General features: G+C 74.4%; 21 protein-coding genes, 1 tRNA gene and 1 pseudogene. 6 read left to right on the top strand and 17 right to left on the bottom strand.

Annotated features, from left to right (window positions below):
* From ACIQ9P_RS20525 to ACIQ9P_RS20500, 6 genes and pseudogenes are all read right to left on the bottom strand, one after another.
* Positions 1-1,098: pseudogene (locus ACIQ9P_RS20525) on the bottom strand (hypothetical protein); the annotation flags it as partial.
* A 102-nt stretch (positions 1,099-1,200) separates the two neighbouring features.
* The gene (locus ACIQ9P_RS20520; protein ID WP_402357674.1) at positions 1,201-2,202 is read right to left on the bottom strand and encodes an SMI1/KNR4 family protein; all 1,002 of its coding nucleotides are present in this window, start codon (positions 2,200-2,202) and stop codon (positions 1,201-1,203) included.
* A gap of 222 nt (positions 2,203-2,424) precedes the next feature.
* Positions 2,425-3,540 carry a DegT/DnrJ/EryC1/StrS family aminotransferase gene (locus ACIQ9P_RS20515; RefSeq protein ID WP_402357671.1) on the bottom strand — a complete coding sequence of 372 codons (1,116 nt, stop codon included), beginning with the start codon at positions 3,538-3,540 and terminating at the stop codon, positions 2,425-2,427.
* 159 nt (positions 3,541-3,699) lie between these two features.
* The gene (locus tag ACIQ9P_RS20510) at positions 3,700-4,830 is read right to left on the bottom strand and encodes a DegT/DnrJ/EryC1/StrS family aminotransferase (RefSeq protein ID WP_402357668.1); all 1,131 of its coding nucleotides are present in this window, start codon (positions 4,828-4,830) and stop codon (positions 3,700-3,702) included.
* 88 nt (positions 4,831-4,918) lie between these two features.
* The gene (locus tag ACIQ9P_RS20505; RefSeq protein WP_402357665.1) at positions 4,919-5,899 is read right to left on the bottom strand and encodes an NAD-dependent epimerase/dehydratase family protein; all 981 of its coding nucleotides are present in this window, start codon (positions 5,897-5,899) and stop codon (positions 4,919-4,921) included.
* Positions 5,896-7,113, bottom strand: coding sequence for a Gfo/Idh/MocA family protein (locus ACIQ9P_RS20500; RefSeq protein ID WP_402357662.1), 1,218 nt, complete (start codon positions 7,111-7,113; stop codon positions 5,896-5,898). Before ACIQ9P_RS20500 ends, ACIQ9P_RS20505 begins: the two co-directional genes overlap by 4 nt.
* A 430-nt stretch (positions 7,114-7,543) precedes the next feature.
* On the opposite strand from ACIQ9P_RS20500, the gene ACIQ9P_RS20495 reads away from it, so the two are divergent.
* Complete coding sequence (locus ACIQ9P_RS20495) at positions 7,544-8,008, top strand: YwqJ-related putative deaminase (protein WP_402357660.1); 465 nt, start codon at positions 7,544-7,546, stop codon at positions 8,006-8,008.
* Positions 8,009-8,081: 73 nt separating this feature from the next.
* Entirely contained in the window at positions 8,082-8,642 is a 561-nt protein-coding gene (locus tag ACIQ9P_RS20490; protein ID WP_402358025.1) for an SUKH-3 domain-containing protein, read from the top strand.
* A 40-nt stretch (positions 8,643-8,682) separates the two neighbouring features.
* Here the strand turns inward: ACIQ9P_RS20490 and ACIQ9P_RS20485 are convergent, their stop codons facing one another.
* A complete protein-coding gene (locus tag ACIQ9P_RS20485) occupies positions 8,683-9,954 on the bottom strand; it encodes a histidine kinase (protein ID WP_402357657.1) in 1,272 nt (423 codons plus the stop codon).
* A gap of 333 nt (positions 9,955-10,287) precedes the next feature.
* On the opposite strand from ACIQ9P_RS20485, the gene ppc reads away from it, so the two are divergent.
* Complete coding sequence (ppc, locus tag ACIQ9P_RS20480; protein ID WP_402357654.1) at positions 10,288-13,086, top strand: phosphoenolpyruvate carboxylase; 2,799 nt, start codon at positions 10,288-10,290, stop codon at positions 13,084-13,086.
* 92 nt (positions 13,087-13,178) lie between these two features.
* On the opposite strand, the gene ACIQ9P_RS20475 is transcribed toward ppc, so the two are convergent.
* From ACIQ9P_RS20475 to ACIQ9P_RS20440, 8 genes are all read right to left on the bottom strand, one after another.
* On the bottom strand, positions 13,179-14,123 hold the full coding sequence (locus ACIQ9P_RS20475) for a hypothetical protein (protein ID WP_402357651.1): 945 nt from the start codon (positions 14,121-14,123) through the stop codon (positions 13,179-13,181).
* Complete coding sequence (locus tag ACIQ9P_RS20470; RefSeq protein WP_402357648.1) at positions 14,110-14,646, bottom strand: SigE family RNA polymerase sigma factor; 537 nt, start codon at positions 14,644-14,646, stop codon at positions 14,110-14,112. The genes ACIQ9P_RS20475 and ACIQ9P_RS20470 overlap by 14 nt, the downstream gene beginning before the upstream one ends.
* A gap of 121 nt (positions 14,647-14,767) precedes the next feature.
* Complete coding sequence (locus ACIQ9P_RS20465; RefSeq protein ID WP_402357645.1) at positions 14,768-15,052, bottom strand: hypothetical protein; 285 nt, start codon at positions 15,050-15,052, stop codon at positions 14,768-14,770.
* 229 nt (positions 15,053-15,281) lie between these two features.
* Positions 15,282-15,863: an aminoacyl-tRNA hydrolase gene (pth, locus tag ACIQ9P_RS20460; RefSeq protein WP_402357642.1), complete on the bottom strand. Its 582-nt coding sequence runs from the start codon at positions 15,861-15,863 to the stop codon at positions 15,282-15,284.
* A gap of 187 nt (positions 15,864-16,050) precedes the next feature.
* Positions 16,051-16,641, bottom strand: a complete 591-nt coding sequence (locus ACIQ9P_RS20455; protein WP_402357639.1) for a 50S ribosomal protein L25/general stress protein Ctc — start codon at positions 16,639-16,641, stop codon at positions 16,051-16,053.
* Positions 16,642-16,925: 284 nt separating this feature from the next.
* Positions 16,926-17,903, bottom strand: coding sequence for a ribose-phosphate diphosphokinase (locus ACIQ9P_RS20450; RefSeq protein ID WP_045941401.1), 978 nt, complete (start codon positions 17,901-17,903; stop codon positions 16,926-16,928).
* A gap of 202 nt (positions 17,904-18,105) precedes the next feature.
* Positions 18,106-19,563: a bifunctional UDP-N-acetylglucosamine diphosphorylase/glucosamine-1-phosphate N-acetyltransferase GlmU gene (glmU, locus tag ACIQ9P_RS20445; protein ID WP_402357635.1), complete on the bottom strand. Its 1,458-nt coding sequence runs from the start codon at positions 19,561-19,563 to the stop codon at positions 18,106-18,108.
* Positions 19,564-19,735: 172 nt separating this feature from the next.
* A tRNA-Gln gene (locus tag ACIQ9P_RS20440) sits at positions 19,736-19,809 on the bottom strand.
* A gap of 245 nt (positions 19,810-20,054) precedes the next feature.
* Between ACIQ9P_RS20440 and ACIQ9P_RS20435 the strand changes: the two genes are divergently transcribed.
* Both ACIQ9P_RS20435 and ACIQ9P_RS20430 read left to right on the top strand, forming a co-directional pair.
* Positions 20,055-21,092, top strand: coding sequence for an acyl-CoA desaturase (locus ACIQ9P_RS20435; RefSeq protein WP_402357632.1), 1,038 nt, complete (start codon positions 20,055-20,057; stop codon positions 21,090-21,092).
* A 173-nt stretch (positions 21,093-21,265) separates the two neighbouring features.
* Positions 21,266-21,868: a TetR family transcriptional regulator gene (locus ACIQ9P_RS20430; RefSeq protein WP_402357629.1), complete on the top strand. Its 603-nt coding sequence runs from the start codon at positions 21,266-21,268 to the stop codon at positions 21,866-21,868.
* Between the two features lie 60 nt (positions 21,869-21,928).
* On the opposite strand, the gene ACIQ9P_RS20425 is transcribed toward ACIQ9P_RS20430, so the two are convergent.
* Entirely contained in the window at positions 21,929-22,723 is a 795-nt protein-coding gene (locus ACIQ9P_RS20425) for a methyltransferase domain-containing protein (protein WP_402357626.1), read from the bottom strand.
* 109 nt (positions 22,724-22,832) lie between these two features.
* On the opposite strand from ACIQ9P_RS20425, the gene ACIQ9P_RS20420 reads away from it, so the two are divergent.
* Positions 22,833-23,327, top strand: a complete 495-nt coding sequence (locus ACIQ9P_RS20420; RefSeq protein ID WP_030398043.1) for a MarR family winged helix-turn-helix transcriptional regulator — start codon at positions 22,833-22,835, stop codon at positions 23,325-23,327.
* Between the two features lie 84 nt (positions 23,328-23,411).
* On the opposite strand, the gene ACIQ9P_RS20415 is transcribed toward ACIQ9P_RS20420, so the two are convergent.
* On the bottom strand, positions 23,412-25,046 hold the full coding sequence (locus ACIQ9P_RS20415) for a polysaccharide biosynthesis protein (protein WP_402357623.1): 1,635 nt from the start codon (positions 25,044-25,046) through the stop codon (positions 23,412-23,414).
* Positions 25,047-25,096: the final 50 nt, after the last annotated feature.

Raw genomic sequence — 25,096 nt, 5'->3', positions numbered from 1 at the left:
GAGACCGGGCGGACCGTCCGGCGGCGCCAGCAGCGTCGGCGCGGGCTCCACCACCGGCGGACCCGACGGCGGACCCACCGGCGGCACCGGAGTCCCCGGCACCGGAGTCCCGAAACCTCCCGGCGCACCCGGCAGACCCGCGAGACCGGGCGGACCGTCCGGCGGCGCCAGCAGCGTCGGCGCGGGCTCCACCACCGGCGGACCCGACGGCGGACCCACCGGCGGCACCGGAGTCCCGAAACCTCCCGGCGCACCCGGCAGACCCGCGAGACCGGGCAGACCGCCCTCGGGCAGCAGCACGGTGGCCGCCTCCGAGCCGGCCCGCGGCTCGCCGGGCACCCCGGCGCCGTTGGTGCGCAGCCCGTCGGGCAGCAGGACGGTGGCCGCCTCGACGCCCGCGCCGTACGCGGGCGGCCCGTGCGGCTCGTCGTGGCCGGGCGGCGGGGCGAGCATGGTCGGCGCGTCCCCGGCGGGGCGCTCGGAGACCGGCGGGGTGGTCAGCACGGCGGGCGCGGGCGCGGGCGTGTCGGCACGTCCGAACCGGACCCCCGGGGCCGACGGCGCGGCGGTTGCCGGATCGAGCGGCGCGGCGGGCGGGGCCGCCGGCGGGGCGGGCGGCCCCGCCGGAACGGCGACCGGAGCTGCGGGCCCGGCGCCGGAGGCCGGTACCCCGGACGCGGGGGTCCCGGACGCCGCCGGTGCGCCCAGGCGCTCGGCCTCGGCGGCGAGCGCCGCCTCGCCGGCCTCCTGGAGCCACTGGGGCGGGCTCAGCAGGAACGACGTCGCCTCCACCGGCCCCGGTGCGGGCCGGGCCGCCCCGGCCGGGTTGGCCGCGACCGGCCGTCCGTACGTCTCCTCGTACTGCCGGACCACCTCGTTGACGGGCAGCGCGGGCCAGAGGGTGCTCGCGCCGGAGTCCCGGGCGATCACCAGCCGGGCCTCCCCCTCGGCCTCGGTCCCGCCCTCGGCGGCCTGCACCGCCCAGCAGACGAAGCCCAGGTCGAACTCCCGGACCCGCACCTCGCGCTGCCGTTCCCGGGCCACCCCGCCGTTGATCCACTCCTCGGCGAGCTCCTGCGCCTGCGCGTACGTCACCACGCCCGGTTCACCCCTGTCCCCATCGTCCCCGCTCGTTCCACACCGTCGACGAACGGCCGGTCCGTCTCCCGGCCCGTCCTGCGCTCCACCGCGAACGCCACGTCAGCCCACCGGAACGGCCCGGGCGAACCCGCCGTTCACCATCAGCTCGGCGACCGTCTCCAGCTCCGGCGGGCTCCCTGCCAGCCGCAGCAGGAAGGCGTCGAAGTCGTCCCCGCAGGGCAGCAGCAGCCGCTCGACCCGGTCCTCGGGGGACTCCGGGGCACCGGTGTCGCGGGCGTCGTCGTAGAGGCAGAGCCAGACCGAACCGACCCGGTCGCCGCGCACCTTCAGCGCCAGGATGCCGCCCTGGACGTAGGCGATGCCCAGGTAGTCCTTGGTGAAGTGGTCCCGCAGGCACTTGTTGGCGTAGACGACGTCCTCGGTGCCGTACTCCTCGGTGAGCGTCAGGAACGGCTGGTCGACCAGCAGCCCGAGGTCCGGGTCGAGGGCCACCCCGGCGGGGACGCGGCCGCCGCCGAGCTTGAGGAAGGTCCGGTAGGCGCCGGGCAGCCGGTAGCCCAGCCGCTCCTCGGCCCGCTGCACGAGGTCCTCGGGGACGCCGATCGGGTCGCTGCCGTCCAGGGCGAGCGGGAAGTGCACCGCCCGCTTCTCCTGCAGCGGGCGGGTGCCGCGCCGGCCGTGGTCGGCGGAGGAGGCGGCCAGTCCGCCGTGGTGCCGCAGCAGCGCCTTGACCTCGACCGGGACGAGCTCCATCCGCCGCCAGCCGGGCGCGGCCCGGCCGGCCACGTGGTGCCAGGTCCAGCCGGGCGGGGTGGCGACGGCGGTGTCCAGGTCGGCCCAGAGCGGGTGGCCCTGGGTGAACAGCGCGGCGTTGGCCGAGACGTAGTCGGTCAGCCGCAGCTCGTCGACGCCGAAGCCGACCGGCGGGTCGGCGACCTCGGCCGCCGCGGCGGCGTACGGGCCGAAGTCCGGGTGGCCGTGCTCGTCCACCCGGACCCCGGCGGGGTGCCGCTCGGCACGGACCGGGTCCGGGAACTGCACCACCTGACCTGCGTACGCCGCGTTCGGTGCGGCGGCGACGCCGGGCCGACCTGTCGTCATCTGGGAGCCCCCACTGGCTGCTGCAAATTCTCGGTGCGCTTGTTGGGAAACAGCGTAGGGGGTACACCCGCGGCCCGGCCCCCCGCCCGGTGGGACCGGACGCGGACCGGCACCGACCGGACACGGCGCGGCCACCGGCAGGGCACGGGGCGGCCACCCGCGGGGCGGAAGAGCGGCGGCGGCGGGGTGGACGGGCCGCGACCGGTGGCGAGGGGGAGGGGCTCAGGCGGCCAGTGCCTTGGCCAGCGCCTCCACCACCCGCTCCTGCTGCGCGGCGGTGATCTGTGGGAACAGCGGCAGGGTCAGCAGCTCCGCCGCCGCCCGCTCGGTGACCGGGAACGCCCCCTCGCCGTGGCCGAGGTCCCGGAAGGCCGGCTGCAGGTGGACCGGCACCGGGTAGTGCACGCCCGCCCCGACCCCGGCCGCGTTCAGCGCCGCGAGCAGCGCGTCCCGGCGCGCGCCACCCGCGCCGACCCGGACCGCGTACAGGTGCCAGACGTGCTCGTTGCCGGGCGCGGTGGACGGCGGGGTGATGCCGTCCAGACCGGCCAGCAGTCCGTCGTAGCGGGCGGCGGCGGCCCGGCGGGCCTCGTTCCAGGCGGGCAGCCGGCGCAGCTTGGCGCGCAGCACGACGGCCTGGAGCGCGTCCATCCGGGAGTTGAAGCCGAACCGCTCGTGGACGTACTTGCGGGCCGAGCCGTGGTCCCCGATCAGCCGGACGGCGGCGGCCAGTTCGTCGTCGTCGGTCACCACGGCCCCCGCGTCGCCGTAGGCGCCGAGGTTCTTGCCGGGGTAGAAGCTGGTGGCGGAGATCCGGCCGTGGCGGGCGCGGCCGTCCTGCCGGGCCCCCTGGGACTGCGCGGCGTCCTCCACCACCGGGCGGTCGCCGGCCAGGTCGAGCAGCGCGGCCATCGGGGCGAGCTGGCCGTTGAGGTGGACGGGCAGCAGCGCGACCGCGTCCGCCAGCACCTCGGCGACCCGGGCCGGATCGATCAGCAGGTGGTCGGGGTCGGCGTCGACCAGGACCGGGCGCAGACCGGCCCGCCGGACGGCCTCCGCGGTGGCGACGAAGGTGTTGGCGGGCAGCACCACGCCGCCGCCGGGCGGCAGGTCCAGGGCGCGCAGGGCCAGTTCGAGGGCGTCGGTGCCGTTGGCCGCGCCGACGCAGTGCCGGGCGTCGGAGAAGGCCGCGTACTCCTCCTCGAAGCCGGCCACCTCCGGTCCCTTGATGTAGCCGCCGCTCGCGAGCACCCGGTCGAAGCCGGCCCTGACCTCCGCCTCGATCTCGGCGTGCGCGGCGGCGAGGTCGACGAGCGGGACGGGCTGGTCGGTGGTCATCCTGAGGTCTCCCTGGGCCGGTCGGAACCTGTCGGTACGAAACCTGCTGGTCGGCGGAACCGACCGGCAGAAGAACGGACGAACGGCGGAACGGACGAGCAGAAGAACGGAGGCGCGGCGGACGGACACGCGTGGGTCCCGGGACGGCCGCCCCGGCGCTCAGCCGAGCGCGGACCGCAGCGCGGCCACCACCCGGTCCTGCTGCTCCACGGTCAGCGCGTGGTGCAGCGGAAGGATCAGCGACCGCCGGGTGAGCAGTTCGGTGGCGGGCAGCGGCACCCGGGCGGTCCCCTTGTACGGGGCCTCCAGGTGGGCGGCCATGATGCCGCGCCGGGCGGAGACGCCCGCCCCGGCGAGCCGGACCAGCAGCTCGGCCCGGTCGGGGGCGCCGTCCGGCGGCAGCACCCAGCAGGACTGGTAGTTGGTGGTGCCGTGCGCCGGGTCGTCGACCAGCCGCACGCCGGTACCGGCGAGCAGTTCCCGGTAACGGGCGGCGAGTTCGCGGCGGCGGGCGACCATGGCGGGCAGCTTGCGCAGCTGCACCAGACCGATGGCGGCCTGGATGTCGGTCATCCGGTAGTTGAAGCCGATCTCGTCGTAGGTCTCCAGCACGCCCGCGCCGCCGGCCCCCGCGTGCCGGTCGGCCGCCGAGACGCTCATCCCGTGCTCGCGCAGCCGCCGCAGCCGGGCCGCGAGTTCGCCGTCCCGGCAGGTGACCATGCCGCCCTCGCCGGTGGTGAGCAGCTTGCGCGGGTGGAAGGAGTACGCGGCGAGTTCGGCGCCCGCGCCGACCGGCCGGCCGCGGTACACGGAGCCGGCCCCGCAGGCGGCGTCCTCGACCACGGTGACGCCGTGCGGTCCGACGGCCGCCCGGATGCCGTCCAGATCGACCGGCACCCCGCCCTGGTCGACCGCGATCACCGCCCTGGTCCGCCCGGTGAGCAGCGGTTCGACGGTGGCGGCGGTGAGGTTGCCGGTGGCCGGGTCGACGTCCGCGAACACCGGTACCGCGCCGGCGTAGGTGACGGCGTTGGCGGTGGCGACGAAGGACAGCGAGGGGACGACCACCTCGTCCCCGGGGCCGACGCCCGCGCCGATCAGCGCCAGGTGCAGCGCGGTGGTGCAGGAGGAGACCGCGACGGCGTGCTCGACGCCGAGGTGCTCGGCGAAGGCCCGCTCGAAGGCGGCGACCCGGGGGCCCTGGGCCACCCAGCCCGAGCGGACCGCCTCGGCGGCGGCCTCGGCCTCCTCCTCGCCGAGCCAGGGGATCATGACGGGGATGCTGGACACAGTCGTGCTCCGAACGTGGCGCGGACGTGGTCGGTGGACGGGCGCGCGCGGGGTGCGGGCCCGGGCGGGACTGGCGGAGCGGGAGCGGCTACTGCTCGCGCCACCAGGCGACCAGCCGGCGCAGGCCGTCGTCGAGGCCCAGTTCGGGCTTCCAGCCGAGGTCGCGCTCGGCGGCGCCGATGTCCGCGAGCCGTCGCACCACGCCGCCGGCGGTCCCCCGGGCCGGGCCGTGCTCGACGTCCAGGTCGCTCCGGTCCATCGCGGTGAGCAGGGCGTCGGCCAGGCCGCGCAGCGAGACCTCACCGGCGCTGGCGATGTTGTAGACCCGGTCGGTGACGGGCGCGGCGGCGGCCAGCAGGTTGGCCCGGGCGATGTCCTCGGTGTAGACGAAGTCCATCGTCTGGGTCCCGTCGCCGAAGATCAGCGGCGGCTGTCCGGCGGCGATCCGCTCCATCCAGCGGATGAACACCTCGGTGTACCGGCCGTGCACGTCCATCCGGGGCCCGTACACGTTGAAGTAGCGCAGCGCGACGTAGTCCAGGCCGGACATGGCGTGGAAGGAGCGCAGCAGGCCCTCGTTGAAGACCTTGGCCGCCCCGTACAGGGTGTCGTTGTTGTACGGGTGGTGGTTCTCGGGCGTCGGGAAGACATCGGCGAGGCCGTAGACGGAGGCGGTGGACGAGGCGACGACCTTGCCGACTCCGACCTCGGCCGCGGCCTCGACCACGTCGAAGGTGCCGTCCACCATGATCTCCAGGGCGAGCCGGGGCTCGGTGGCGCACTGGGTGATCCGGATCGCGGCCAGGTGGAACAGCAGGTCGGTGCCCGGTTCGAGGAGTTCGCGCAGCAGGGCCCGGTCGCGGATGTCGCCGTCCACCACCCGCAGCCGACCGGGGCCGGCGATCTCCCGGGCGTACGCGAGGTTGGCCTCACGGCCCCGGACGAAGTTGTCGAGCACGACCACCTCGCGGGCGCCGCCCTCGATCAGCTGGTCCACCACGGTGGAGCCGATGGTGCCGGCTCCGCCGGTCACCAGGCAGCGGGAGCCCTCGATCTGTACAGCGTTCACCGCGTGGCGGCCCTTTCCTGAGCTTCGGACATGGCGGACGTGCCGGGCAGGTCGCGCCCGGCGGGCAGGTGGTGCGGCTCGGGCGCCGCGGGGTCGAGGCCGGTGCCCACCGGGACGGTGGCGCCGCCGAGTTCGAGGCTGAGCGAGGCCGCCTCCAGCAGCTGGAGCACCCGCAGGCCGGACCGGCCGTCGGTGAGCGGGGCCCGGCCCTCGGTGATGGCGGCGGCGAACTCGGCCATCACGTTGCGCAGCGCCTCCTGCTCGACCAGGGCGGGGGCGACCATCGAGCCGACCCGGTAGGAGATCAGGGCCCGGTGGCGGATCGCGTCGGTCAGTTCGTCCGGCGGGGTGAGGTCCACGCCCCGGTCGTGGACCGCCAGCCGGGCCTGCGGGTTGAGGTCGTCCCAGACCAGGGTGCGCCGCGAGCCGCCGATCAGGGTGGTGCGGACCTTGGTCGGCGAGAGCCAGTTGACGTGGCAGTGCGCCAGCGCGCCGTTGCTGAGCCGGACGGTCAGGTAGGCGACGCAGGCCCGGCCGGCGCCGATCGGGTCGGCGCCCTGGGCGGAGACGCCGACCGGTTCCACGCCCGGCGGCAGCACGAAGTCCAGGATCGACAGATCGTGCGGAGCGAGGTCCCAGAGCACGTCGACGTCCGGCTGGACCAGCCCGAGGTTGATCCGCACCGAGTCGAAGAACTGGATGTCGCCGATCTCGCCGCCGTGCACGAGTTCGCGGATCCGGCGCACCACCGGGGTGTAGCAGAAGGTGTGGTCGCACATCAGCACCAGCCCGCGCTCCTCGGCCAGTGCCACCAGTTCGGCGGCCTCCGCGGCGGAGGTGGTGATCGGCTTCTCCACCAGGACGTGCTTGCCGGCCTCCAGTGCCGCCCGGACCAGCCGGTAGTGCCCGGAGGCCGGGGTGGCGACCGCGACCGCGGCGACCCGCGGGTCGGCCAGGACCTCCTCGAAGGAGGTGGTGGACCGGACGGTGCTGTACTCGCCCAGCACCCGGCGGGACTTCGCCGCGTCCAGGTCGCAGAGCCAGTGCAGCCGCAGCGCCGGCGTCTGCTGCGCGTTGCGGACCAGGTTCGGGCCCCAGTAGCCGGCCCCGACCACCGCGATCCCGATCCGGTGCTCCGGCGCGGGCTGCGGTGGCGCGCCGGGTGTGGGTACGTGCTCGCCCGGCGCCTCGTTGGCGGTTTCCGTCTCAGTCATCGCAAGACCCCCCTTGCTGTGTGGACCCGGGGACCGGCTCACGGGCGCACGGCCCGGGCCCCCAGCCCCTCCGACCCCAACGACCATGGCAGGCGGAGGAGTTGTCCGGCCCACCGGTGACCCCCACCGGCACCGGATCGCACCCTCGGCCCGCCTGCTGAGACGCTACCGGCCACCGCGGGCGCCCGGGAGCGGATTCGGGAAACCCGGGGACGAGTCGTGACGATGCCGTGCGGATCCGGCCAACGTTTCGTGACCGCGCACCGCCGGGGCTCCCGGACCGGGGCCGGGCGGCCGTGCCCCGCACCCCGGGTGCGCGGTTGTCAGTGTCGTTTGGCAGGCTGACCCCTGACCGCCCCTGCACCACGCGGAGGGCCAACGGGAGAACGTACGGGAACGCCGGCGGGAAGACGGGGAGGAGAACGACGCCATGAGCACGGGGCAACCGGCCGGACCGCCACTACTGCGCCACCACCGCGACAGCCTGCTGCCCGCCGTCGCCGCCGCGCTGTCGCTGAAGGGCGGCGAGGTGCACACCCTGGCCGGCGCCAAGTCGGACCGCGGCCCCGCCCTGCACCCGCTGGTCGGCGAGTTCCTCGGCGCGCTGCCGCTGGAGCAGCGCGAGCGCTTCACCGGGCGCTGCCCCGAAGCGGTGCTGCTCTCCCAGTACCTGGCCGCGGTGGACGGCCGACGCTCCAAGCGCGCGGCCCGCAAGCCGATGAGCCTGCACGAGGCCCGCAAGGCGCTCAAGGGCGCCCGGCTGACCACGGTCCGGATCCGCGAGGAGCACGATCCGGCCCACGGCACCCACGCGCCGCCGTGCCGCTCCTGCGCACCGCTGCTGGAGCACTTCACCGTCCAGAGCGTCGCGGTCGGCCCGGCCGCCGCCGGCTGAGCCGCCGGCCCCGGTCCCCGCCGATCACCCGGCGCGCCGACCGTCCCCCGTCCCCGAACCACCGGAGCCCGTCCTGAATCCGCCCAGCGCGCCCCCGCCCCCGCCCCCGGCCACGCTCGGCCCGCCCGAGCCGCGGACCCGTCCGCGCTTCCCGGCCGACGTCGCCGCCGAACTGAAGGCGGCCGGCTGGCATCCCGGGCGCTGGCAGATCCGGCAGGCCGAGGAGTGGGCCGACACCCTGGCCGGGCACGGCGGCCCGGCCGACGTCCGGCACGAGGTGTTCCCGGCGGCGGTGGAAGCCTGGGCCGAGTTCGGCGGCCTCGCCTTCGACCTGGCCGGACCGGGACGACAGCTGGCCCGGACCCCGTTCCTGCTCGACCCGCTGCGCGGCCTGCACCAGCCGCGCACCCTGGCCGACCTGGGCCGCGCCCTGGACGTCCGGGTCGCCCCGCTGGGCGAGGAGGCGTACGGGCAGGCGCTGCTGGCGATCGACGAGGAGGGCCGGGTCTTCAGCCTGGACCACACCGGCGAGTGGTTCCTCGGCGACACCGTGGACCGGGCCATCTCCGCCCTGGTCCTGGGCACCTCCCCGGAACGGCTGCGCACCGCCGAGGACGCCCTCCCGGCCCCCTGAGGCCGGCGGTCCGGACTCCGGACCGCCGCGGGGCAGGCCCTCAGACCAGGCGGTCCTGGCGGACCGCCAGCCGGGACGGCAGGACCGCCTCGACCCGGAAGCCGCCGTCCCGCTCCGGCCCCGCCGAGAAGGTGCCCCCGAGCGCGACCACCCGCTCGCGCATCCCGACCAGACCGTTGCCGCCGCTGGGCAGCGCGGCCGCGGTCCGCTCGCCGCCCGGGCAGGCGTTCACCACGCTGACCCGCACGCCGTTCGGCGCATAGGCGAGCAGGACCGACACCTGGGCCCCGCCCGCGTGCTTGTGCGCGTTGGTCAGCCCCTCCTGCACCACCCGGTAGGCGGTCTGCTCGGCCTCGCCGGTGAACTCCTGCCGGCTGCCGCTGACCGTCAGGGTGACGGCCATCCCGGCCGCCCGGGACTGGTCGACCAGCCGCGGCAGCGCGGCCAGCGAGTCCGGCTCGACCGCGTTCTCCTCGGACATCCGCAGCACGCCGAGGATCTCCCGCAGCTCGTTCAGCGCCTGCCGGCCGACCTCGCCCATCAGCTTGGCGCTCTGCGCCGCCCGGTCCGGGTCCTTGGCCACGATCCGCTCCAGCGCCCCGGCGTGCACCACCATCAGCGAGACCCGGTGCGCGACCACGTCGTGCATCTCCCGGGCGATCCGGGTGCGCTCCTCCAGCCGGGCCCGGCGGGCGCGCTCCCTGGCCTGCTCGGCCAGCAGGTCCAGCTCGGTCTCCAGACCGTGCGCGCGGTCCTTCAGCGACTCGATCAGCCGCCGCCGGGCCCCGACGTACAGCCCGGTCACCACCGGGGCCACGGTCGCGCCGGCGGCCACCAGCAGCGCCAGCACCAGCTGACCCCAGAACGGCGGCTGCTCGATCGTCGGATCGCCGGGGTCCACCATCGAGAGCAGGATCACCCCGGCGGTCTCGGCGTAGGCGAGCGCGGAGAGCGCCACCACCCGCCGACGGCGCGAGGGCCACTCCCAGGTCGCGGCCAGCGTGTACAGCGCCACCAGCAGCAGCACCATGCCGGGCACCCCGGGCATCACGATCAGCGCCACCACCACCGGCACGGCGGGCCAGCGGCGGCGGACCACCAGGCTGGCGCCCACCATCGCCCCGAACAGCGCGATCCCGACCTCGGCGGCCAGCCCGAGGTGGATCCGGCCGCCGATGTACACGACCGAGCTGGCCGCGCACTCCAGCGCCGCCACGGCCGCGAGTCCGGCGTCCAGGAGGGCGCTGCGCCGCCTCGGCCACCACAAGAAGGACGACCGGCCCCGCGCGCGCTCCCCAGGCGACTTGCTCATGCCCCACAGACTACGGCGCGCCCCCGCCGCGGCCCCACCGGGTCACGGCCGGACCCGCCCCGCGGCGCCCCCTCGACAGCTCCGCCCGCCGCCCCCGGACCGCTCCCCGGGGCCCTCCCGACGCCCCCCGGCCGCCCGCAAGTGGTCCAGACCACATACGGTCCCGGGGCATCACTGTCCGCCATCCGGCCACTTCGCGGACAGCGCACCTCCCGACACCTATGCTGGTCGCGTCGGACAGCGCGGTCCGCACGCGTCACACCCGCCACACGCGGGGCGGCCCTGTGACGATGAGCCGTTGCCGAACACCCCACCACCCCGAGGGAGCCAGCCGTGACCGCTCCGGTCCCCAGCCCGGCGGACAGCCCGACCCCCGTCGACGCCGACAACGCCGCGCTGCGCGCGGACATCCGTCGCCTCGGCGACCTGCTCGGCGAAACCCTGGTCCGCCAGGAAGGCCCCCAACTGCTCGGCCTGGTCGAACAGGTCCGGCTGCTCAGCCGCACCAACGGCGAGGCCACCGCCGAACTGCTCTCCGACATCGACCTGGAGACCGCCGCCAAGCTGGTCCGGGCCTTCTCCACCTACTTCCACCTCGCCAACGTCACCGAGCAGGTGCACCGCGGCCGCGAGTTCGCCACCCGCCGCGCCCGCGAGGGCTCGCTGCTCGCGCAGACCGCCGACCAGCTGGCCGAGGCCGATCCCAAGCACCTCAAGGACACCCTCGCCCACCTCGCCGTCCGCCCGGTCTTCACCGCGCACCCGACCGAGGCCGCCCGCCGCAGCGTCCTCAACAAGCTCCGCCGGATCGGCGAGCTGCTCGACCGGATCCACCGCGAGGAACTCGCCGCCGGCCTCTCCCACGCCGACCCGGCCCGCACCTCCTCCGCCCGCCGCCAGGCCGACCGCCGCCTCGCCGAGGTGATCGACCTGCTCTGGCAGACCGACGAGCTGCGGATCGCCCGCCCCGAGCCCACCGACGAGGCCCGCAACGCCGTCTACTACCTGGACGAGCTCTACCGCGACGCCGTCCCGCAGGTCCTGGAGGAGCTCCAGGAGGAGCTCGCCCGGGTCGGTCTGGAGCTGCCCGAGGGCGTCCGTCCGCTCACCTTCGGCACCTGGATCGGCGGTGACCGCGACGGCAACCCCAACGTCACCCCGCAGGTCACCTGGGACGTCCTCAACCTCCAGCACGAGTACGGCATCAAGGACGCCCTCGCCGCCGTCGACGACCTGCGCGGCACCCTCTCCACCTCGGAGCGGCTGGCCGGCGCCTCCGCCGAGCTGCTCGCCTCGCTCGCCGCCGACCTCCAGCTGCTGCCCGAGCTGAGCCCCCGCTACCGGCGGATGAACGCCGAGGAGCCCTACCGGCTCAAGGCCACCTGCATCCGGCTCAAGCTGGAGAACACCCGCGAGCGGCTGGCCGGCGGCACCCCGCACGTCGCGGGCCGCGACTACCTCGGCACCCGCGAGCTCGTCGCCGACCTGCGGATGATCCAGGACTCGCTGCGGGCCCACCGCGGCGAGCTGATCGCCGACGGCCGGCTCGCCCGCGCCATCCGCACCGTCGAGGCGTTCGGCCTGCAGCTCGCCACCATGGACGTCCGCGAGCACGCCGAGGCGCACCACCACGCGCTCGGCCAGCTCTTCGACCGGCTCGGCGAGGAAGCCTGGCGCTACGCCGACATGCCGCGCGAGTACCGCCAGCGGCTGCTGGCCAAGGAGCTGCGCTCGCGCCGCCCGCTCGCCCCCACCCCGGCCCCGCTGGACCCCGCCGGCGCCAAGACCCTCGGTGTCTTCACCACCATCCGCGAGGGCTTCGAGCGCTTCGGCGACGAGATCGTCGAGTCCTACATCATCTCGATGTGCCAGGGCGCCGACGACGTCTTCGCGGCCACCGTGCTGGCCCGCGAGGCCGGTCTGATCGACCTGCACGCCGGGATCGCCAAGATCGGCATCGTGCCGCTGCTGGAGACCACCGACGAGCTCCAGCAGGCCGACCGGATCCTCGACGAGATGCTGTCCGACCCCTCGTACCGGCTGCTCGTCTCGCTGCGCGGCGACATCCAGGAGGTCATGCTCGGCTACTCCGACTCCTCCAAGTTCGGCGGCATCACCACCTCCCAGTGGGAGATCCACCGCGCCCAGCGACGGCTGCGCGACGTCGCCCACCGCTACGGCATCCGGCTGCGGCTCTTCCACGGCCGGGGCGGCACCGTCGGCCGCGGCGGCGGCCCCTCGCACGAGGCCATCCTGGCCCAGCCCTGGGGCACCCTGGAGGGCGAGATCAAGGTCACCGAGCAGGGCGAGGTGATCTCCGACAAGTACCTGCTCCCCTCACTGGCCCGGGAGAACCTCGAACTCACCATCTCCGCCACGCTGGCCGCCTCCGCGCTGCACACCTCCCCGCGCCAGGCCCCCGAGGAGCTGGCCCGCTGGGACGCCGCCATGGACCGGGTCTCCGAGGCCGCGCACACGTCCTACCGGGCCCTGGTCGAGCAGGAGGACCTGCCGAAGTACTTCTTCGCCGCCACCCCGGTCGACCAGCTCGCCTCGCTGCACCTGGGTTCCCGTCCGTCCCGCCGCCCCGACTCGGGCGCCGGGCTGGACGGCCTGCGGGCCATCCCGTGGGTGTTCGGCTGGACCCAGTCCCGCCAGATCGTCCCCGGCTGGTACGGCGTCGGCGCCGGCCTGGCCGCCGCCCGCGAGGCGGGCCTGGGCGACGTGCTGGACGAGATGTACGGCCAGTGGCACTTCTTCCGCAACTTCCTCTCCAACGTCGCCATGACGCTGGCCAAGACGGACCTGCGGATCGCCCGCCACTACGTCGAGCAGCTGGTGCCCGCCGAGCTGCAGCACGTCTTCGAGCAGATCCAGGCCGAGCACGACCTCACCCTGCGCGAGGTGCTGCGGCTGACCGGCGAGAGCGAGCTGCTGGAGCACAACCCGGTGCTCAAGCAGACCTTCTCCGTCCGCGACGCCTACCTCGACCCGATCTCCTACCTCCAGGTCGCGCTGCTGCGCCGGCAGCGCGAGGAGGCCACCACCGGCCGCACGGAGGACCCGTTGCGCGCCCGCGCGCTGCTGCTGACCGTCAACGGCATCGCCGCCGGCCTGCGCAACACCGGCTGACCGTCCCCCTCCCGGGACACCGCGGGGCCCCGCGGCGCGTTCGCACGCGCCGCGGGGCCCTGTCCCGTTCCGGCGGCCGAGCGGCCGGGCGGTCAGCCGACCGGCCGCACCTCGATGACCTCGGCGCCGTACCGGGCCAGCATCTCGGCCCCCGCGGCGGCGGCCTGATCGGTGACCACGGACACCCCGGTGCCGTCCTCGGAGAGCCTGACGTCCCGCACGGTCACCCCCCTGGCCCCCCAGTAGTCCCGATCGGTCTCCTTGATCCGGGTCATCAGTTCCAGGTAGTGCCGGCGCGAGGCCGACATGTCCGCGAAGCGGAGGGTCACACCGGGATGCGGCACCGCCTCCGGCACCCGCAGGTCGAGGTCGCCCCCGGGGACGCGCAGCACCCACAGCTCGTTCGTCAGCAGGTCGACGCAGGTCCCGAAGTACTGGTCCGGGTAGTTCGCCGCCACGAACGCCCTCACCTCGGACTGCACCTCGACCGCGTGCCGGTCGGTGCTGGACGAGGGGCCCGGCGATCCGGTCGACGGGACGGACCGGGGCGGCGGCGGCGACCAGTCCGAGGGCGTCGGCGTCATCATCTCCGCCCAGCGGATCAGGCGCAGCGAGGCCGGGCCCTCCGGACAGGTCAACAGCAGCCCCAGCGCGGGCGACTCCGACGCCGAGGGCGAGACCGTCGTCGGCCGCCCGGGGATCCACGGCGAAACGGACGGGACCGGCAACCCGGTGCGTGCCGTCGGCACCGTTCCCGCCGGCCCCACCGCCCCCGCGCTGTCGGCCCGTCCGCCGAACTGCGCCACCATCCCGGTGCCCAGCGCCAGCACCGCGGCCGCCGTGCCCGCCCGCACCACCAGCCGCCGCCGGGCCCGGCGTCGTCCGGCCCGCCGCAGTTCGGCCAGCGGTGGACCCCCGCCCACGCCGCCCACGCCGCCCGCCCGCGCCCCGAGCCGGACGACCAGCTCCTGCTCGAACCGGTCCCGCCCCGCCGGGTCCCCGGCGTACGTCTCCCCGCCCGTGTCATCGGCCCTCATGACCCACCATCTCCCTCACCGGTGCCAGCTCCTGCCGGAGCGTCTTCATCGCCCGTGCCAGATGCGTCTTGGCCGTCGCCGGGGAGCAGCCGAGCTCCTCCGCCACCTGGGCCACCGACAGGTCGGCGTAGTACCGGAGCACCACCGCCGCTCGCTGACGGGGCGGCAGTGACCGCAGCGCGGCCTCCAGGCGCTCGTCCCGGGGGTCCACCGCCGCCACCGGGGTGTCCGGGAGCAGGGGTGTCAGCACCTCCCGCCTGGTCCGCCGCCACCGCGACACATGGGTGCGGACCATCGTCCGGCGGACGTAGCCCTCGGCCGCCCCCGGGTCGCGGATCGCCCCGCGTCGTACGTACACCCGGGACAGGGCGTCGTGCAGCAGGTCCCGGGCGTCGTGGACGTCCCCCGTGATCAGGAACGCGCCGCGGAGCAGGGCCTGGTACCGCGCCGAGACGAACTCGTCGAACGCGTCCTGCCGGGTGCCCTCGGCGGGGCCTCCCGACCGCATCGATTCCCGCTTCATGCCACCAGGACGCGCGGCGGGGCGGGAACGGGTGACACGCCCGGCGGAAAAAGCCGCAGGGGCCGGGATCCGGTCCTACCGGCTCCCGGCCCCTCCGGACCGTCCTCCCGCCCCGGGCGTCTCACTCCCCGGCTTCGCCCGCGCGGTGGCGCCGGACCCACAGGGCCGCGCCGCCCGCCGCCACGACCAGGCCGCCGCCGACGGCCAGCAGGCCCGCGTCGCCACCGACGGAGCCGCCGAGCACGGGGCCGAGATCGAGGTCGAGCTGCGCCGAGCCCGGTTCCGGGGACACCACACCCGGTCCGGGTTCGGCCACCGCCTCGGCGTGGGCCTGGCCGGCCCCGCCCAGCAGTACCCCGGCGGCGCCGAGGGCGCCCGCGGTGCCCAGCGCACCGGCGGTGCCCACCCGTCGGCCGAGCCTTCTCAGCCGTACCACCCGGATCCGCCGAAGCCGTCGGACCGGCCGCAAACTCCGCATCGAGAAACTCCCCAGACTCCGTTCGCGTACTGTCCCGACGCTATCCGATCCGTCCGGACTTCTCACACCTGTTCAGGTTTGGACCGCCAGAAGTTGCACGACCGTTGTGCGGCCGGACCGTCGTCCGCCCCCGGGCGGACGGACTCCTGACCACGGGTCAGGAGTTGTACGTCGACTGGGCCCGCTCCAGGCCCTCGGAGAGCAGGGCCTCCACGGCGTCCGCCGAGCGGTCCACGAACCAGTCCAGTTCCTTGCGCTCGGTGCTGGAGAAGTCCTTGAGCACGAAGTCGGCGACCTCCATCCGGCCCGGCGGCCGACCGATCCCGCAGCGCACCCGGTGGTAGTCGGGGCCGAGGGACTTGGTGATCGACTTCAGTCCGTTGTGGCCGTTGTCGCCACCGCCGGTCTTCAGCCGCAGGGCCGCGTAGTCGATGTCCAGTTCGTCGTGGACGGCCACCAGCGCGGAGGCCGGCACCTTGTAGAAGTCGCGCAGCGCGGTGACCGGGCCGCCCGAGAGGTTCATGAACGACATCGGCTTGGCCAGGACCACGCGCCGGCCGGCGAGCCGGCCCTCGGCGACCTGGGCCCGGCTCTTGTGGGTCTTGAACCTGGCGCCGATCCGCTCGGCCAGCAGGTCGACCACCATGAAGCCGATGTTGTGCCGGTTCCGGGCGTACTGCTCCCCGGGGTTGCCCAGACCCACCACCAGCCAGGGCCCTTCGTACGCTTCGTCGCTCATGCGCCCGTCCCGCTCCGCTCGGCGCGGGCATCCGCCCACGCGCACCTCTCGACCGTCCGCTCACCGCGCCCGCTCACCGGGCCACCGTTCCTCGTGGTCATGTCCACCGCCATCATCCCGGACACACCGCTGCCCCGGCCGCTCCTCTGGAGCGGCCGGGGCAGCGGCGTCAGGCTGTGCGGGAGGCTCAGACCTCGGCGTCGGCCTCGGCGGCCTCGGCGTCGGCGTCGGCCTGCGAAGCCTGGGCGCCGATGACCTGCAGCACGACGGCGTCGGCCTCGACGGCCAGCGTGGTGCCCTTGGGCAGCTCGATGTCACCGGCGGTGATCGAGGCACCGGCCTCCAGGCCCTCGACCGAGACGGTCACGGACTCGGGCAGGTGGGTGGCCTCGGCCTCGATCGGGAGGGCCTGCAGGACGTGCTCCAGCAGGTTGCCGCCCGGGGCCAGCTCGCCCTCGGTGTGGACCGGGATCTCGACGGTGACCTTCTCGCCGCGCTTGACCAGCAGCAGGTCGACGTGCTCGATGGTGCGCTTGATGGCCTCGCGCTGGACGGCCTTCGGCAGCACGTACTCGTCCTTGCCCTCGATCGGCACGACCAGCAGGGCGTTCGGGGTCTTCAGGGCCATCATCAGGTCGTGGCTGGGCAGGTTCAGGTGAACCGGCGCGTGGCCGTGACCGTAGACGACACCGGGGACGAAGCCGGCGCGACGGGCGCGACGGGCGGCACCCTTGCCGAACTCGTTGCGGGACTCGGCGGCAAGGCGGATCTCGGACACGACTGCACTCCTCGTGAAAAGCTGGCGCGGGGGTGCAGGCAACGCGAAAAACCGCCGGGACCACACCCTCATAACGGGGGTCACTCGGCGGCGCAACGGCTCTGCCGGAGGCCCGGATTACCGGAGCCGGCAGCGCGTCGATCACGGATCGGGCACCCGCGAAGCGGGCGCACGGCATCCCTCGCCGAGCAGTTTCACGAGTCTAACCGCTGTCACGGCCTCTCGCGAAATCGGCGGCGCCCCCGGCCCCGAAGGGACCGGGGGCGCCGCCCGCAGGCATGGAATCAGTGCACGCCCTCGAAGAGGCTGGTGACCGAGCCCTCCTCGAAGACCTCGCGGATCGCGGCCGCGATGGACGGGGCGATCGACAGCGTGGTGATCTTGTCCAGCTGCAGCGAGGCCGGGGTCGGCAGGGTGTTGGTGAACACGAACTCGCTGACCCGGGAGTTCTTCAGCCGGTCCGCGGCGGGACCGGAGAGCACCCCGTGGGTGGCGGCGACCAGGACGTCCGCGGCGCCGTTCTCGAACAGCGCGTCGGCGGCGGCACAGATCGTGCCGGCCGTGTCGATCATGTCGTCCACCAGGACGCAGACCCGGTCCTGGACGTCACCGACGACCTCGGCCGACAGGATCGTGTTGGCCTGGGTGATGTCCCGGCGCTTGTGGATGATCGCCAGCGGGGCGTCCAGCCGGTCGCACCACTGGTCGGCCACCTTCACCCGGCCGGCGTCCGGCGAGACCACGGTGAGCTTCGCGCGGTCGACCCGCTCGCCCACGTAGTCGGCCAGCAGCGGCAGCGCGAACAGGTGGTCCACCGGACCCTCGAAGAAGCCCTGGATCTGCGCGGTGTGCAGGTCCACGGCCATCAGCCGGTCGGCGCCGGCCTGGCGCAGCAGGTCGGCGACCAGCCGGGCCGAGATGGGCTCGCGGCCCAGGTGCTTCTTGTCCTGGCGGGCGTACCCGTAGAACGGCAGGATCGCGGTGATGCTCCGGGCGGAGGCCCGCTTCAGAGCGTCGATCATGATCAACTGCTCCATGATCCACTGGTTGATCGGAGCCGTGTGACTCTGCATCACGAAGCAGTCGGCGCCACGCGCCGACTCCAGGAAGCGGACGTAGATCTCACCGTTGGCGAAGTCCAGGGCCTTGGTCGGAACCAGTTCGGTCCCCAGCGACGCGGCCACCTCCCTCGCCAGCTCCGGGTGGGCACGGCCGGAGAAGAGCTTCAGTTTCTTCTCGCCCGACGTCGTGATCCCGCTCACTGCCACCGTCTCCTCGCGTTGCTGACACCGGTCCCGTCCGCACCGCGGGCAGGCTTCCGCCAGCCGGTGGGTGGAGTCGGGGAATGGTCGGTACGCCGGGACACGGGCGGTAGGCCCTATGGCGCACGTATGACCCCAAGGTTACGCGCCCGCGCCCGAACCGTCCGCCCCGGGACCGTCCGCCGGACCGCGGCCCGTCCGCTCAGCCCTCCGGCACTACCTCCGCGGCGGCCGCCGCGGCCTGCGCCGACGTGGTCCCGGGGCGCTTGCGCTCGACCCAGCCGGCGATGTTCCGCTGCTGCGCCCGGCTGACCCCGAGGCCGCCGGCCGGCACGTCGTTGGTGATCACCGAACCGGCCGCGGTGTAGGCGCCGTCGCCGATCGTCACCGGGGCGATGAACATGTTGTCCGAACCGGTGCGGCAGTGCGCGCCGATCACCGTGCGGTGCTTGTTGACGCCGTCGTAGTTGACGGTGACCGAGGCCGCGCCGACGTTGGTGCCCTCGCCGATGGTGGCGTCGCCGATGTAGGAGAGGTGCGGCACCTTGGCGCCCTCGCCCAGCTCCGAGTTCTTCACCTCGACGTAGGTGCCGACCTTGGCCTTGCGGGCCAGCCGGGCGCCCGGACGCAGGTAGGCGTAGGGGCCGGCGGTGGCGAGCTCGCCGACCTCGGCGCTGTCCGCGGTGGTGTTGGTCACACGGGCGCCGGCGCCGATCCGGGTGTCCTTCAGGGTGGAGTTCGGGCCCACCTCGCTGCCCTCGCCCAGGTGGGTCGCGCCCTGCAGCTGGGTGTTCGGCAGCACCACCGCGTCCGGCTCGTAGGAGACCTGGACGTCGAACCAGGTGGTCGCCGGGTCCACCACGGTCACGCCGGCCCGCATCGCCCGCTCCAGCAGCCGGTCGTTCAGCAGCCGACGGGCGTGCGCCAGCTGCACGCGGTCGTTGATGCCGAGGATGTCGCGGTAGTCGGCGGCGACCACCGCGCCCACCCGGTGGCCGGCCCGGCGCAGGATCTCCAGGGTGTCGGTCAGGTACTCCTCGCCCTGCGCGTTGTCCGTGGTGACCTCGGCCAGGGCGTCCACCAGCAGCTTGGCGTCGAAGGCGAAGACGCCGGAGTTGATCTCGTCGATCGCCCGCTGGGCGTCCGAGGCGTCCTTCTCCTCGACGATCGAGGCGACCGCGCCGTCCGCCTCGTCGCGCAGGATCCGGCCGTAGCCGAACGGCTCCGGCACCACGGCGGTGAGCACGGTGACGCCGTTGCCCTGCTCGGCGTGCGCCCCGGCCAGGGCGCGCAGCGTCCCGCCGGTGAGCAGCGGGGCGTCCCCGGTGGTGACGATCACGGTGCCGTCGAGCTCGATCCCGTCGGCCGCCAGCGCCTCCAGGGCGGTGCGCACGGCGTGGCCGGTGCCGTTCTGCTCGGCCTGCACCACGGCCCGGGCACCCGGGTGATGCGCCGCCAGGTGCTCGGCCACCTTCTCCCGCATGTGCCCGATCACCACGACCAGCTGCCCGGGCGTCAACTCCTCCGCCGCCGCCACCGCGTGGCCGACCAGCGACCGCCCGCACACCTCGTGCAGCACCTTCGGCAGACGGTTGGACTTCATCCTGGTCCCGCCACCGGCGGCGAGCACGACAACGGCGGCAGGCGAATTGGCACTCACGGGGGGAGGCTCCTCATTCGGTTACACGGGGAGGGCAGAGCAGCCGGGGACGGGACCCGCACGTCGGCGACCCGGCGGCTTCGAGGATAGTGCGCGGAGGATGTCCGGCCCCCCGGCCCCGGGGGTCGTCACGGAGCCGCCACGAACCGGGCCGGGCCGACCGGCCCGCGGATGGCTCCCGGAGGAGGATTCGAACCCCCATAAGCTGGACCAAAACCAGCTGTCCTGCCCTTAGACGATCCGGGACCGGCGCGTCCGCTCCCGTCACCGGGGGGCGCGCTGCGCCAAGACTACGGGGTATGGGCCGTCACATCTACCTCCTCGCGGCTCTCCCCCGGGGGGCCTCCCGCACGCGGGAGGTCATCCATCCAGTCGGGTGAATTCACTCAAGCGCCGCCCGGCGGCGTATTCCCTCGGCGGCGGCCAACAACCTACGATTCCGTAGGTTACGCATACGTAGCCTCCGTCCTCTCCCCCTTCAAGGGACACCCATGACCATCCAGGCCGGCGAGGCGCACGCCGATTCCGCGCGCCCCCTCGACACCCCCGCCCCCGGACCCGACACCCCCGACATTCCCGACCCCTCCGTACCGGCCCCGGCCGACGGCACCGACCCGCAGCTGCTCTCCGCCACCCGCGGCGGGGAGAAGCAGGGCGCCGCCGAGCGGATCGCCCTGGGACTGTTCATCGCCGTGCCCTTCGTCGCCCTGGTCGCCGCCGTCCCGGTGGCCTGGGGGTGGGGCCTCGGCTGGACCGATCTCGCGATCGCCACCGTCATGTACTTCCTCACCTGCCACGGCATCACCGTCGGCTACCACCGGTACTTCACCCACGGCGCCTTCAAGGCCAACCGCCCGGTGCGGCTCGCCCTCGCGGTGGCCGGCTCGCTGGCGATCGAGGGCCCGCTGGTGCGCTGGGTGGCGGACCACCGCAAGCACCACCGGTTCAGCGACAAGGACGGCGACCCGCACTCGCCCTGGCGCTACGGCGAGACCGTCCCCGCCCTGCTCAAGGGCCTGTGGTGGGCGCACATGGGCTGGCTCTTCGACGAGGAGCAGACCCCGCAGCTCAAGTACGCGCCCGACCTGATCGGCGACCCGGCCATAAGGCGGATCTCCCGGCTGTTCTGGCTCTGGACCACCCTGTCGATGCTGCTTCCGCCGCTGGTCGGCGGGCTGGTCACGCTCTCCTGGCAGGGCGCGCTGTCCGCCTTCTTCTGGGGTTCGCTGGTCCGGGTGGCGCTGCTGCACCACGTCACCTGGTCGATCAACTCGATCTGCCACGCGCTCGGCAGCCGGCCGTTCCGCTCCCGGGACCGCTCCGGCAACGTGTGGTGGCTGGCCGTGCTCTCCTGCGGCGAGTCCTGGCACAACCTGCACCACGCCGACCCCACCTCGGCCCGGCACGGCGTCCTGCGCGGTCAGATCGACTCCTCGGCCCGGCTGATCCGCTGGTTCGAGCTGGCGGGCTGGGTCCGCGACGTCCGCTGGCCGGACGCGCAGCGGATCGCCGCCCGCCGCGCCGCATGAGGGCGCACCTGCAGCATGATGTAGGGGTGAACGGGAGCAGCGCAGACAGCACAGGCGGCCACCGGAGCACGCGGACGGACGCCGCGCCCGGCCCGGCGCAGGACCGTCCGCGTGCCGCCGCCGGGGCGGACGGCGCTGCGTCGGCTCCGCGCCGGCGGGGCGGCCGGGTGCGGATGACCGGCAAGCAGCGCCGGGAGCAGCTGCTGGAGATCGGCCGCACGGTGTTCGCCGAGCGCGGCTACGACGGCACCTCGGTGGAGGAGATCGCCGAGCGGGCCGGGGTCTCCAAGCCGGTGGTGTACGAGCACTTCGGCGGCAAGGAGGGGCTGTACGCCGTGGTCGTCGACCGCGAGATGCAGTTGCTGCTGGACATGGTGACGGGGGCGCTGACCGGGGGGCACTCGCGCGAGCTGCTGGAGCAGGCGGCGTTCGCGCTGATGGACTACATCGACACCTCGACCGACGGCTTCCGGATCCTGGTCCGGGACTCCCCGGTCGCCCAGTCGACAGGCACCTTCGCCTCCCTGATCAGCGACATCGCCACCCAGGTCGAGGACATCCTGGGCCTGGAGTTCAAGGCCCGGGGCTTCGACGCCCGGCTGGCCCCGATGTACTCGCAGATGCTGGTGGGCATGGTCGCGCTGACCGGCCAGTGGTGGCTGGAGGTGCGCAAGCCGGACAAGGCCGAGGTGGCCGCCCATCTGGTGAACCTGGCCTGGCACGGCCTGGAGGGGATGGAGCGGCACCCCAAGCTGGTCGGCGAGCGCAGGACCTGAGACCCCCGCCCCGGCGGGGGGCGGCCCCGGTTCGCGCGCCGTCGGCCCCGCGGTCCGGGGTCAGGCCCGCTTCACCCCGACGGCGAAGATCCGCCGGAACGGGAAGACCGTGCCGTGCGGCCCGGCCGGGTAGGCCGCGCGCAGCAGCGCCCCGTACTCGGCGACGAACGCGGTCCGGTCGGCCTCGTCGGTGAGCCGGGTGAGGACCGGGCGCAGGGCGGTGCCCTTGACCCACTCCAGTACCGGGTCCGGCCCGGTGAGCAGGGTGCTGTAGGTGGTCTCCCAGACGTCGGCCGCGCAGCCGGCCCGGGTGAGCGCGTCCAGGTAGACACCGGGCTCGTGGACGCCGGCCCGGACGGCGTCCGCCCCGAGCAGGGCGCGCCAGCGGGGGGACCGGCGCAGCTCGGCGAGTGCCAGGTGGCTGGGCGCGTCGAAGTTGCCGGGCACCTGGAAGGCGATCACCCCGCCGGCCCGGAGCGCCCCGGCCCAGCGCGGCAGCAGCCCGAGGTGCCCGGGGATCCACTGGAGCGTCGCGTTGGAGACGATCGCGTCGGGTTCCGCCCCGGCCGGGTCGTAGTCGCCCGCGTCGGCGAGCAGGTAGTCGGCGTCGGGTCCGCCCTCGTCGCGGGCGGCGGCGAGCATCTCGGCGGAGTTGTCGATCCCGGTGATCCGGGCCCCGGGCCAGCGTTCGCGCAGGACGGCGGTGGAGTTGCCGGGCCCGCAGCCGATGTCCAGCACGGTGGCGGCCGGTTCGCGCGGGAGGGCGGGGACGCGGGCGAGCAGATCGCGCAGCGGGCGGGTCCGTTCGTCGGCGAAGCGCAGGTACTGCTCGGGGTCCCAGACGGGGGAAGTCATGATCGGCCTCGCAAGTATCTCGACATCAAGATATATCGCCAGCTTTCAGGCTGGATTTCTCGATGTCAAGAGACTTCACATCGACACAACCCCCGATACACTGATCGCCATGGAGGACGAGGTCGATCGACTGGTCGCGGCATGGCGCAGAGAGCGCCCCGACCTCGACGTGGAACCGCTCGAAGTGCTCAGCCGGGTCAGCCGGCTCGCCCGCCACCTCGACCGCGCCCGCCGCACCGCCTTCGCCGAGCACGGGCTGGAGCCCTGGGAGTTCGACGTCCTGACCGCCCTGCGACGGGCCGGCTCCCCCTATCAGCTCTCCCCCGGCCAGCTGCTCACCCAGACCCTGGTCACCTCCGGCACCATGACCAACCGGATCGACCGGCTCACCGGCAAGGGCCTGGTCAAGCGGCTGCCCGACCCCGACGACCGGCGCGGCGTCCTGGTCCGGCTCACCGACGACGGGCGCGACCGCGCCGACCAGGCACTCGCCGGACTGCTCGCCCACGAGCGCGAACTGCTCGCCCAGCTGACCTCCACCCAGCAGGGCGAGCTCGCCGGACTGCTCCGGCAGCTGGTCGCGCCCTTCGACAACATCCCCTGAGCGGCCCCGGCCGGGCGGCGTCCGCTCGGAGCCGCCCAGTGCGGACCCGTCCGGCGGGAAGCCCACGGGCGTGGAACCGTCAGGTCAGAAACCGTCCGGATAGGGCGTGCTGAGCGCGGGCACCGGGGCGGGCGCGGGCTCCGGCGTCCGGTAGCCCGGCAGCAGTTCGGCCAGCCGGCGGCGCACCTCGTCGTCGCTGTTCACCGCCGCCGCCCCGTACAGCCCGGTCAGCCCGCCGGCCAGGTCCTCCGGCCCGCCCGCGGTGTCCGCGACGGTGGCGTAGATCCGGGCGTGCTCGGTCGCCAGCCGCTCCTCGTCCTCCGAGAACAGCGCCTCGTTGAGCTTCTCCCCGGCCCGCAGCCCGGTGTAGCGGATCTCCACCTCGTCCCGGGCCAGCTGCACCTGCTCGGCGAAGTTGTGCACCAGGTCGACGATCCGCACCGGCTCGCCCATGTCCAGGACGAACACCTCGCCGCCGCGCGCCATCCGGCCCGACTCCAGCACCAGGCCGACGGCCTCCTCGATGGTCATGAAGAACCGGGTGACATCGGGGTGGGTCACGGTCACCGGCCCGCCGCTGCGCAGCTGTTCGGCCAGGACCGAGAGCAGCGAGCCGCGCGAGCCCAGCACATTGCCGAACCGCACCGCGGAGAACACCCCGGTGCCGAGGTTGCGGGCGTCCCTGGCGTTGGCCTGGACGATCAGCTCGGCCAGCCGCTTGCTGGCGCCGAGCACCGAGGTCGGGTCGGCCGCCTTGTCGGTGGAGATCAGCACGAACCGCTCGACACCGGTGGCCAGCGCCGCCTCCACCAGGTGGTCGGTGCCGAGCACATTGGACTTCACCGCCTCGCTCGGGTGGCGCTCCAGCAGCGGCAGGTGCTTGTGGGCGGCGGCGTGGAAGACCACCTCGGGCTCCAGGTCCCGGAAGATCTGCTGGATCCGCGGCCGGTCCCGGATGTCGGCGATCACCAGCGATTCGTCGGTGAGCAGCGCCTCGCCCCAGATCTCCAGCTGGAGCCGGTGCAGGTTCGACTCGTCGTGGTCCAGCATGTAGAGCGCGCTCGGGTTGAACGCGTGCACCTGGCGGCAGAGTTCACTGCCGATCGAGCCGCCCGCGCCGGTCACCAGCACCCGCCGGCCCTCGATCACGTCCCGGACGTCGGCGGAGACGACGTGCACCTCGTGCCGGCCGATCAGCCGGTTGACGTCCAGGCTGCGCATGTCCGAGCCGACCACCTCCCGGCGCAGCGCGGCGAGGAAGGACGGCAGGTAGCGGACCGCCGCCCCGGCCGCCGCGGCGGCGGTGGCCAGCGCCCGGACCCGCTGCGGGGCGAGCCCCGGGATCGCCAGCGCCACCACCTGGGCGCGGTGCTGGACCGCGAGCGCGGTCAGGTCGGCGAGCGTGCCGAGGACCGGGACGGTGTCCACCGACTGCCCGGCCTTGGCCGGGTCGTCGTCCAGCAGGCCGATCGGGTCGAGGCCGAACTCCGGGGCGCGGCCGAGGTCGCGCACCAGCGCGGTCCCGGCGGCTCCGGCGCCGACCACCAGGGTGCGCATTCCCGTCGGCGGCGCGGCGGGGCCGACGGGCGCCGCGGCGGCCGACGGTGGCACCGGACGGGCGCCCGGGGCACTCGCGGCGGTGCTCGCGTTCTTGTCGGCGCTCTCGTCGTCGCCCTGCGGCGTCGGGTTCGGGCGTGCGGAAGTACTGTGCGGCGACATCTGTCCTCCGGAGTTCCCTGACCTGACGGAGCCGAACCGGTGTGCTGATG

This window comes from Kitasatospora sp. NPDC094019 (genome assembly GCF_044764505.1).
In the GTDB taxonomy this organism is placed as follows: domain Bacteria; phylum Actinomycetota; class Actinomycetes; order Streptomycetales; family Streptomycetaceae; genus Kitasatospora.
Note: the sequence above shows the minus strand (reverse complement) of the source record. Positions and strands in the feature narration are given on the sequence as shown.

Coding starts and splice junctions, on each gene's coding strand:
- ACIQ9P_RS20520 (WP_402357674.1), bottom strand. CDS start 2,202: ATGACGACAGGTCGGCCCGGCGTCGCCGCCGCACCGAACGCGGCGTAC.
- ACIQ9P_RS20515 (WP_402357671.1), bottom strand. CDS start 3,540: ATGACCACCGACCAGCCCGTCCCGCTCGTCGACCTCGCCGCCGCGCAC.
- ACIQ9P_RS20500 (WP_402357662.1), bottom strand. CDS start 7,113: ATGACTGAGACGGAAACCGCCAACGAGGCGCCGGGCGAGCACGTACCC.
- ACIQ9P_RS20495 (WP_402357660.1), top strand. CDS start 7,544: ATGAGCACGGGGCAACCGGCCGGACCGCCACTACTGCGCCACCACCGC.
- ACIQ9P_RS20485 (WP_402357657.1), bottom strand. CDS start 9,954: ATGAGCAAGTCGCCTGGGGAGCGCGCGCGGGGCCGGTCGTCCTTCTTG.
- ACIQ9P_RS20475 (WP_402357651.1), bottom strand. CDS start 14,123: ATGAGGGCCGATGACACGGGCGGGGAGACGTACGCCGGGGACCCGGCG.
- ACIQ9P_RS20470 (WP_402357648.1), bottom strand. CDS start 14,646: ATGAAGCGGGAATCGATGCGGTCGGGAGGCCCCGCCGAGGGCACCCGG.
- pth (WP_402357642.1), bottom strand. CDS start 15,863: ATGAGCGACGAAGCGTACGAAGGGCCCTGGCTGGTGGTGGGTCTGGGC.
- ACIQ9P_RS20435 (WP_402357632.1), top strand. CDS start 20,055: ATGACCATCCAGGCCGGCGAGGCGCACGCCGATTCCGCGCGCCCCCTC.
- ACIQ9P_RS20430 (WP_402357629.1), top strand. CDS start 21,266: ATGACCGGCAAGCAGCGCCGGGAGCAGCTGCTGGAGATCGGCCGCACG.
- ACIQ9P_RS20425 (WP_402357626.1), bottom strand. CDS start 22,723: ATGACTTCCCCCGTCTGGGACCCCGAGCAGTACCTGCGCTTCGCCGAC.
- ACIQ9P_RS20420 (WP_030398043.1), top strand. CDS start 22,833: ATGGAGGACGAGGTCGATCGACTGGTCGCGGCATGGCGCAGAGAGCGC.
- ACIQ9P_RS20415 (WP_402357623.1), bottom strand. CDS start 25,046: ATGTCGCCGCACAGTACTTCCGCACGCCCGAACCCGACGCCGCAGGGC.